The following is a 7,689-nucleotide window of genomic DNA, read 5'->3' on the forward strand; positions in this document are numbered from 1 at the left end:
CCCACAGCAGGGAGCCTGGCGAACTTTGCGCGACTCCTCCGAAATAGGCGGACGGGCGCCCGAATCAGCCTAGGAACGCGAGGATTCCGGCGGTGACGAGTTCGGCGTAGCGAGCCCGGCCCTCGGGGGTCTCGATGAGCGCGGCGTCGGTCGCCGAGCGCATGTTCCCGCATTCGACCAGCGCGCTCGGTCGCTCGGCCAGGTTGAGCCCGGCCAGATCCGCCCGTGGATCCAGTCCCGCCGATCCCACATAGGTCGAGGGCACCGCGCCACCGGCGATCATCGCATCACGCAACGCCCTCGCCAGTCGCGTCCCCGCCTCGGCCTGCACCGGATTCAGCGCAGGTTCGGCGTAGGCGATGTGAAATCCGTGCGCGTCCGCACCGGTATTGCCGTCGGCATGGATCGAGACCACCGCGTCGGCGCCCGACTCATTCGCGATCGAGGCGCGCTCATCGACACACGGTCCGACGCCGGTGTCGTCGGCGCGCGTGAGGATCACCCGAACACCGCGGGCGGCGAGCAGGTCGCGCACTCGCAGGGTGACGTCCCAGGTGAACTCGTGCTCGGTGTAGCCACTGGCGGCCGAGGTCCCGGTGGTGTTGCAGGCCTTCGTGCCGCCGCGCCCATCGGGCACCGGTGCGTTGATCTGGGTGAGATGGGTGGCATTGCCACCGTTGTGACCGGGATCGAGGACAACCGTGTGGTTCACGGCGGGCGAAGTCGGCGGCACGGCACTCTCCGAGGAAACGGCCGTCGCGGTCGACGTCGCCGGGTTCGCGTCCGTGGTGGTGGACGCGCAGCCGGCGAACAGCGCTGTCGCCGCGAGCAGGCAGGCGGGCAGGAACAGACGGGGACGCACCCCGACACCGTGCCACACCGTGCCGACGACCCGGCCTCGTCCCCGCCGAACCCGTGTTCAGCGCCGGGTGATGCGCAGCGGAAGAGTCGCGTGGCGACGGGCGAACAGGCTGGGCACCCAGCGTGGCGGCTCCTGCTCGATCAGCTCGAACCGTTCGGTGCGTTCGAGCAGTAGGGTGATCGCGGCGGTCGCTTCCAGCCGAGCCAAGGCGGACCCGATGCAGAAATGGGCACCCGCACCGAACGCCGCATGGGCACGGCCGCGCCGCCGGTCCAGATCGACGATATCGGGATCCGGGTAGACGGCGGGATCGCGATTGGCGGCACCCCACAGCAACAGCAGGTGGCTGCCCGCGGGCAGCTCGACACCGCCGAGCCGAGTATCGACCATGACGTGGCGGTGGTGGCCACGAAAGGGTGACTCCAGGCGCAGTGCCTCGTCGAGGAACGCGGGGACGAGCTCGGGGCGTTCACGCAGACGGGTCTGCAGAGTGAGGTCGGCGGCGAGCAGTCGCGCCGCCGAGGCGATCAGACCCGCGGTCGACTCCCCTCCCGCACCGATCAGCTGCACCACGATCAGTACCGCCTGCTGCTCGTCGATCGTGCCCGCATCCATCGCGGCGACAAGCACCTCGAGCAGGCTTCGCGGCGAATCTCGATCGGCAACACGGTCTTTCGCATTGCCGATCGCGAGGTACGCGTAGTGGGCGAGCTCGGCCGCGGAGGTGATCAGCTCGGTCATCCGGCCCTCGGCGACGACACCGCCCAGCATCTCGGTGGAGTCGTAGGCCAGCGAGAGCAGTTTCGCGACATCGGTCCCCGGCAGACCGACGAGTTCGGCGATCAGCGCCAGCGGCAAACGATCGGCGACCCCGGTGGCCCAGTCGATCCGATCGCCGTCGAGTTCTTCCGCCCACAGCCGTTCGGTCAGGGCGGTGACGAACGGGCCGAGCGTGCGCACCCGTTTGGCCAGAGCCGGTCCGACGATGCCGCGGTGAACGGCATGGACGTCGCTGTCGGCGGTGGCGAGCACGTGGACCGCTTGCCCGGTCGCGTCGAGGTCGAAGGTCATCGGCGCCGCGCCCGGCTGGGCGACGAGCACGCCGGTCAGATGCGAGGAGAACTCCGCGGGGCGCCGGGTCGCCTCGGTGACCTCGGCCCACGAGGCGACGAGGAAGAAATCGGTGCCGGGTACCCGATAGACCGGCGCTTGTTCACGCAGGGCGCGATACATCCGGTAGGGGTCGTCGAGCACCGTCGCATCGAACAGGTCGATCGCTTCGAGGTCCGTGGTCACGGCTGCCGCCTTTCCTGGTCGGGCTGTCGGCGCTCACCGTGTACCGCGCAGAGGCATGTGGTCAACGACTGTCTCGAGATGAGACAGCCCAGCGACCGCGTTGCCCCGCAATCCGCCGCGTACTTCGTCGAAAAACCCCTCAGCCTGGCCGGATTCGGCTAGACAGATTCCATCGAACGTCTCACCCTGAGACAGACACGAGTGGAGGTTCCCCGGTGAGCGACCAAGTCGACTGGCTGGCCGGCGGTGACCGACGCACCATCGCGGTCGACCGCATCGAACGCGCCGCCCTCGCGCTGTTCCTCGAACGCGGCATAGACAACGTCACCGCCGACGACATCGCCGCGGCCGCGGGGTGCTCGCGTGCGACGCTGTATCGCTGCATCGGCGGCAAACCACGACTGATACGCGCCGTGATGGTCCGGGCCGCGGGCTCCGTCGTCGCGCGCGTGGAGGCGGCCGTCGACTCGGTCCCGCCCCGCCGACGACCCGTCGAGGCGATCCTGGCCGCCGTCGCCGCGATCCGCGCCGACCCGGTGCTGCGCCAGTGGCTGATCCGCCACCGCTCTCCCGACACCGACGAATTCCTCGCCGGCGCACCGGAACTCGGTCACATCGCGACCGCGCTGACCCGGATCGCCCCCGACGACGAGGCCGCGGGCTGGGTCGTGCGCGTCGTGTTGTCGCTGCTCACCTGGCCGCTGCCCGACGCCACGGCGGAACGTCACCTGGTCGAACGATTCGTCGGGCCCACCCTGCGTGCGGGCTGACTCCCCCGTTCGGTCCGCGCGTCCTCGATCCGTCGCGGCTCAGCTCAGCCGCGGTGGTGGCGACTCTCGTAGGCAACGCGTTCGGCCTCGGTCCGACGGCGTTCGGCCTCGTTGGCCAACTCGGGATCGAAGCCATGGCTGACCAGGCGGTGCCGCCGGTACACGTAGACCAACGCCACAGTGAAGTAGACCAGCGGCAGGTACAGCAACGCCATCATCGACAGCCCTATCCACAGCGGGCCCGGGACCAGCAAGAACAGGCACAGCACCGGCAGCACCGGCAGCAGGAAGCGCATCAGGTATCGGCGGGTCGCGCCGGGGCCGGTGAGATCGGCGAGCACCCAGTCCGACATCGAGGGCGGCAGGGTTCCGCCGGTGATGTAGCGAACGCGCTGCCAGGGATTCGGGGTCGAGTTGCTCACTGCTGCTCCCTCACATCGGATGCGCGTCGCGCGGCCGCGTTCACCCGGCCGAGGACATCGCGCAGTTCTTCCAGGTCCGCCAGGCTCACGCCGAGGCGTGCCACGACGGCGGGCGGGATCTGCTCGGCTTGTTCACGCAGGTCACGGCCCGCCTCGGTGAGGTCGATGTGCAGCGTGCGCTCGTCGTGCGGATCGCGGCGGCGGGTGATGAGACCGGCGGATTCGAGTCGCTTGAGCAGCGGTGACAAGGTCGCGGAGTCGAGCTGGATCGCCTCGGCGACGGCCTTCACCGACATCGGCGCCTCACCCCAGAGGGCCAGCATCACCAGATACTGCGGATGCGTCAGGCCGAGCGGTTCGAGCAGCGGCCGGTAGACCGCCAGCACGGATCGATTGGCCACCGCCAGGGCGAAGCACACCTGCCGGTCGAGCCGCAGCGGGTCGTCGAGCTCCTGCATCGTCCACCACCTTTCTCAGCCCACACACTATTACGCCACTAATAGTTAGTGCAATAACTATTAGTGGCATCACAGATGGGGCGGCGGGACGATGCGCGTCAGTCCTCGTCGAGGACCGGTGGCTCACCGGCGACAGCACGGCGCACCTTCTCGCGGCCGTTGTCCTCCTCACTACGACCCTGACGCCAGTAGCCGGTGAAGGTGATCGCGCGCTTGTCGACACCACGGTCGCGGACCAGATTCCGCCGGGTGAGCTTCACCAACTCGGCCTCACCGGAGATCCACGCGTAGGGCACGCCCGCGGGGAGCTCGGCCGCACGCACCGCGGCGACCACCGCGTCGCCGTGCGGGCGATCGCCGCGATGCACCCACTCGATCCGTACGTCGCCGCGGGTCTCGAAGCCCTGCTCGTCGGCCGGGCCTTCGACCTCGATGAACGCTCGCGCTCGCGCTCCCACGGCTAGGCGTTCGATGATCGCGCCGATCGCCGGAACGGCGGTCTCGTCACCGACGAGCAACTGCCACTCGGGGGCGGCGGGCGGGGTGTAGAGCGCGTGCGGCGGGCAGAGCAGGCCGATCTCGTCGCCCGCCACCGCGGTCGACGCCCAGTCCGAGGCGGGACCCGCGTGCTCGGCGTGCAGGGCGAAATCGATGTCGAGCTCGCCGAGTTCGGGCCGCTGCGCCCGGACCGTGTAGGTCCGCATCGGCGGGCGGATCTCGTCGGGCATCGCGAGATAGCGCTGGTACCAACTCATCACGCTGCCCGAGTCGTCCAGTGGCGGTGGCACGACGGGACGCGGCCTGCCCGGCAGCGGGAAGAAGAGCTTCGTGTACTGGTCGGGCCCGGCGTCGACGAGGGCGGCCGGGTCCGGACACCCGAGGGTCACCCGCACCATCCGCGGCGTCAGCCGTACCGCGCGACGAACCGTCAGCGGCGCGTAGACCATGGCCGGTCGATTCACAGTCCCAGTCGTCATTAGGCAAGCCTAACCTACCGAGCCTGTGAACTACCCGCCCTGATCGACGGCGAGGCCGGAAATGAGCTGCTCGATCACCGCGCGGACAGCGACGATATCCCCCGCGTCCGCCGAATGCGCCAGGTACTGCGCCGCCTCGTCCAGCGCACCGACCACCACCAGCGCCAGCGGCCGCACCGGCTGCTTCCTGATCCGGCCGGCGGCCATGGCACCGGCCATCGCGTTCTCCACCAGGCCGATGGTGTGCCGCAACTCGATCTCGCGCCACCGGGCCCACCCGAGCACCGCGGGCGCGTCGAGCAGCGCGATCCGGCGCACCTCGGTCGCGGTCGAGGCCTGCAACCACGCCAGGCAGCCCACGATCAGGCTCGCGATCGGATCCTCGGCACGCGCCTGGGCCACGGCGGCGGCGATCACCTCCACCAAGCTGCGCTCGAGATCCTCGAACACCGCCTCGAACAGATCCCGCTTCTCGCCGAACTGGTGATAGAGCGCGCCGCGACTGACCCCGGCCGCCTCGGCGACCGCGATCGTGCTCACCGCCCCGTACCCGAACTGCCCGAACAGCTCTCGCCCGGCACGGATCACCGCGGCACGCGTGGCGGCCGAGCGTTCGGCTTGGGTCCGGCGATCAGGATTCATGGCGACGTCGAAGTCTAGGACAGGACGAGGGTCGCGGCAGATCCGAGGCCGTTCGCCCCTTGACCGGCCACACCGGATTCGGGAACATACAGTCATCCTGTTTGTATATTGGAAGGGCTGGGGGACTATGTCCGATGCCACCAAGGATCTGTTCGAGCGCTATCACGCCTGCTGGGCCGAGCGCGACCCCGACCGGATCGCCGCGCTACACACGCCCGATTCGGTCTTCCACCTGCACTCCGGGGGCACACCCGCGCACGGGCGCGCGGAAATCCGAACCGCCGCCGCAGAGACCTTCGCCCTCGTCCCCGATCTGACTTTCACCCAGGTCGACCTGCGCGTCGGCGACGACTTCTGGGTGGTGCGATGGAAGCTGTCGGGCACCTCCGTCACCGGCGGCGCCGTCGATGTGGATATCGCGGACATGGTCACCGTCGAGGACGGCGCGGTCAAGGCGAAGCACACCTACGTCGACGGCGTGGCCATGCAGGCCGCGCTGACCGCGCCCGCCGAGATCGCCTGAGCCACAGCGCGTTCGCCGGAGGTCACCGACATCGCGCCGAACCCGTCAGCGCACGCGTCCCGTCAGGGTGAGCACACACTCGAAGGCGCCCGCATCATCGGCCACTTCACCCTCGGCAGAGGTGGCGTGAGTCTGCGTCATCCGCACGACGGTTGCCCGCAGGATCCGCTGGGTCACGTCGGTGGCCGGTTGATAGGGCAGGCCTCCGAGCGCCTGGGCGATGTCCCAGGTATGTATCACCGCGCTACTGATCTGTTCCTCGTAAAGGGTCTCGATGTCGACCGCCCCACCGGCCCCCTTCATTCGAATGAGCCGGCTCGCGTCCGTCACCGAGGCGAACGCGTTCTCCATGAGCCGAGCAGTCCGTCGATAGCCCGCGTCGAGTCCGGCATCGCCGTAGCACTTGTCCACGGAGACATCAAGGGATGCTCTGTCCATCGGTGCGATCGACGGTCCGTGCAGAGTCGGATCACCCGCGGTCGCTGCGGCGATGCTGAGATTCTGCTCGATCAGGCGCAGGTACAGATCACCGATGTCGCCGGTGCCATGCGGCAGTGGACATTTGAGATCGCCATGGGTCACCTCGGACAGGAACGAGGCCAGGTCTTCGGTCAGGGTGTGCAGCATGGATACATCCACCGCATAGCTCGCTTCCACGGTCGCCGGTCCGGTAGGAGATGCTGAACGCATCGGGCGTAGATGCGCTAGATCCTCTACCACGGTAGACGATATCGGAAAGGGTGTCCATGGCAGAGCAGGGCGACGCGAAGGACGAGCCAGATCTGGCCGCGTTGATGGCTCGCGTGTTTCCGCAGCTGGCGGCATTGGAAGAACCGATTCTGAGTGAGGCCGGGCTGTCGATGTGGGAGTACGCGATCATGAGCGAACTGACGTCGGCACAGGGCGTGTCACAGGTAGAGCTGTCGCGCCGCACCCGTCGCGATCCCACGCGATTGGGCAAGCATCTCGACGATCTGACCGTGCGCGGGCTCGTCACGCGTTCTCGTGCGAGTGACAAACGTCAGCGCACCGTAGGACTGACCGAGAGCGGACGTGTTCTGTACGCACAGACCAAGAAACGCATCAGAGTTGCCGAGGACCAGTTCCTGCACTCGACCCTGGCCGCGGAAGAAGCCACCGTCCTCAGACGCCTGCTCGCTCGGCTCGCAGCCTGAGTGCGCCGACCGATTCGGGGAGCGTCACGCGACCTTGTCCTGACCCACGCTCTGTCGGGCCCTCGCGAGCGAATTCAGGGCATCGGCAGCGGCGGTGTCTTCGGGAAACTCACGGGCAACGCCGCGAGCGACCGATGGAACGGGCCGGGCCGCCACACCAGATCCTCGACCGGCACGGCGAGGCTCAATTCCGGGAGCGCGTCGAGCAATTGGTCGATCGCGTCCTGCACGATCAGATACGCCACCGGTTTGGCCGGACAGCCGTGCGGCCCCGCGCTCCAGGCCAGGTGCGCCCGGTTGTCGACGACATCGCGCCCGGCGATGGCCGGATCGTTGTTGCAGGCCGACATGCTGATGACGACCGGTTCGTGTGCGGGCAGCCAGGTGTCCTCGACCAGGATCGGCTGACGCGGGTAGGTCATGCAGAAGTTGGCCAGCGGCGGGTCGGTGAACAGCACTTCGTCGAGCGCGTCGCGCGTGGACAGGCTGCCGCCGAGCACATCTCCGGCGAACCGGTCGTCGGTGAGCATCAGCCGCAAGGTGTTGACCACCAGGTTCAGCATC

Annotated in this window: 10 protein-coding genes and 1 pseudogene; 3 read left to right on the forward strand and 8 right to left on the reverse strand. The window is 68.4% G+C overall.

What is annotated here, in order from left to right; genetic code table 11:
- Positions 1-64: 64 nt before the first annotated feature.
- Together ACFWF3_RS16410 and ACFWF3_RS16415 are read right to left on the reverse strand one after the other, a co-directional pair.
- A complete protein-coding gene (locus ACFWF3_RS16410; RefSeq protein WP_379314318.1) occupies positions 65-862 on the reverse strand; it encodes an N-acetylmuramoyl-L-alanine amidase in 798 nt (265 codons plus the stop codon).
- A gap of 57 nt (positions 863-919) precedes the next feature.
- Positions 920-2,158 carry a cytochrome P450 gene (locus ACFWF3_RS16415; RefSeq protein ID WP_379314319.1) on the reverse strand — a complete coding sequence of 413 codons (1,239 nt, stop codon included), beginning with the start codon at positions 2,156-2,158 and terminating at the stop codon, positions 920-922.
- A 215-nt stretch (positions 2,159-2,373) separates the two neighbouring features.
- Between ACFWF3_RS16415 and ACFWF3_RS16420 the strand changes: the two genes are divergently transcribed.
- Positions 2,374-2,928 (forward strand): TetR/AcrR family transcriptional regulator, encoded by a 555-nt coding sequence (locus ACFWF3_RS16420; RefSeq protein WP_379314320.1) that lies wholly within the window; start codon positions 2,374-2,376, stop codon positions 2,926-2,928.
- Between the two features lie 44 nt (positions 2,929-2,972).
- On the opposite strand, the gene ACFWF3_RS16425 is transcribed toward ACFWF3_RS16420, so the two are convergent.
- The 4 genes from ACFWF3_RS16425 to ACFWF3_RS16440 form a co-directional block, all read right to left on the reverse strand.
- Entirely contained in the window at positions 2,973-3,350 is a 378-nt protein-coding gene (locus ACFWF3_RS16425) for a DUF5313 family protein (protein ID WP_379314321.1), read from the reverse strand.
- Complete coding sequence (locus ACFWF3_RS16430) at positions 3,347-3,808, reverse strand: MarR family winged helix-turn-helix transcriptional regulator (RefSeq protein ID WP_379219523.1); 462 nt, start codon at positions 3,806-3,808, stop codon at positions 3,347-3,349. The genes ACFWF3_RS16425 and ACFWF3_RS16430 overlap by 4 nt, the downstream gene beginning before the upstream one ends.
- A gap of 98 nt (positions 3,809-3,906) precedes the next feature.
- Positions 3,907-4,785: a siderophore-interacting protein gene (locus ACFWF3_RS16435; RefSeq protein ID WP_379314322.1), complete on the reverse strand. Its 879-nt coding sequence runs from the start codon at positions 4,783-4,785 to the stop codon at positions 3,907-3,909.
- Between the two features lie 30 nt (positions 4,786-4,815).
- A complete protein-coding gene (locus ACFWF3_RS16440; RefSeq protein WP_378989922.1) occupies positions 4,816-5,427 on the reverse strand; it encodes a TetR/AcrR family transcriptional regulator in 612 nt (203 codons plus the stop codon).
- A 127-nt stretch (positions 5,428-5,554) separates the two neighbouring features.
- On the opposite strand from ACFWF3_RS16440, the gene ACFWF3_RS16445 reads away from it, so the two are divergent.
- Positions 5,555-5,950 carry a nuclear transport factor 2 family protein gene (locus tag ACFWF3_RS16445; protein WP_379314323.1) on the forward strand — a complete coding sequence of 132 codons (396 nt, stop codon included), beginning with the start codon at positions 5,555-5,557 and terminating at the stop codon, positions 5,948-5,950.
- Between the two features lie 45 nt (positions 5,951-5,995).
- Here the strand turns inward: ACFWF3_RS16445 and ACFWF3_RS16450 are convergent, their stop codons facing one another.
- On the reverse strand, positions 5,996-6,577 hold the full coding sequence (locus ACFWF3_RS16450) for a hypothetical protein (RefSeq protein WP_379314324.1): 582 nt from the start codon (positions 6,575-6,577) through the stop codon (positions 5,996-5,998).
- Between the two features lie 119 nt (positions 6,578-6,696).
- On the opposite strand from ACFWF3_RS16450, the gene ACFWF3_RS16455 reads away from it, so the two are divergent.
- Positions 6,697-7,125: a MarR family winged helix-turn-helix transcriptional regulator gene (locus ACFWF3_RS16455; RefSeq protein ID WP_379314325.1), complete on the forward strand. Its 429-nt coding sequence runs from the start codon at positions 6,697-6,699 to the stop codon at positions 7,123-7,125.
- Between the two features lie 74 nt (positions 7,126-7,199).
- Here ACFWF3_RS16455 and ACFWF3_RS16460 read toward each other — a convergent pair.
- Positions 7,200-7,689 (reverse strand): annotated as a pseudogene (locus ACFWF3_RS16460) (cytochrome P450); the annotation flags it as partial.

Source organism: Nocardia sp. NPDC060220, from assembly GCF_042727815.1.
In the GTDB taxonomy this organism is placed as follows: Bacteria; Actinomycetota; Actinomycetes; order Mycobacteriales; family Mycobacteriaceae; genus Nocardia.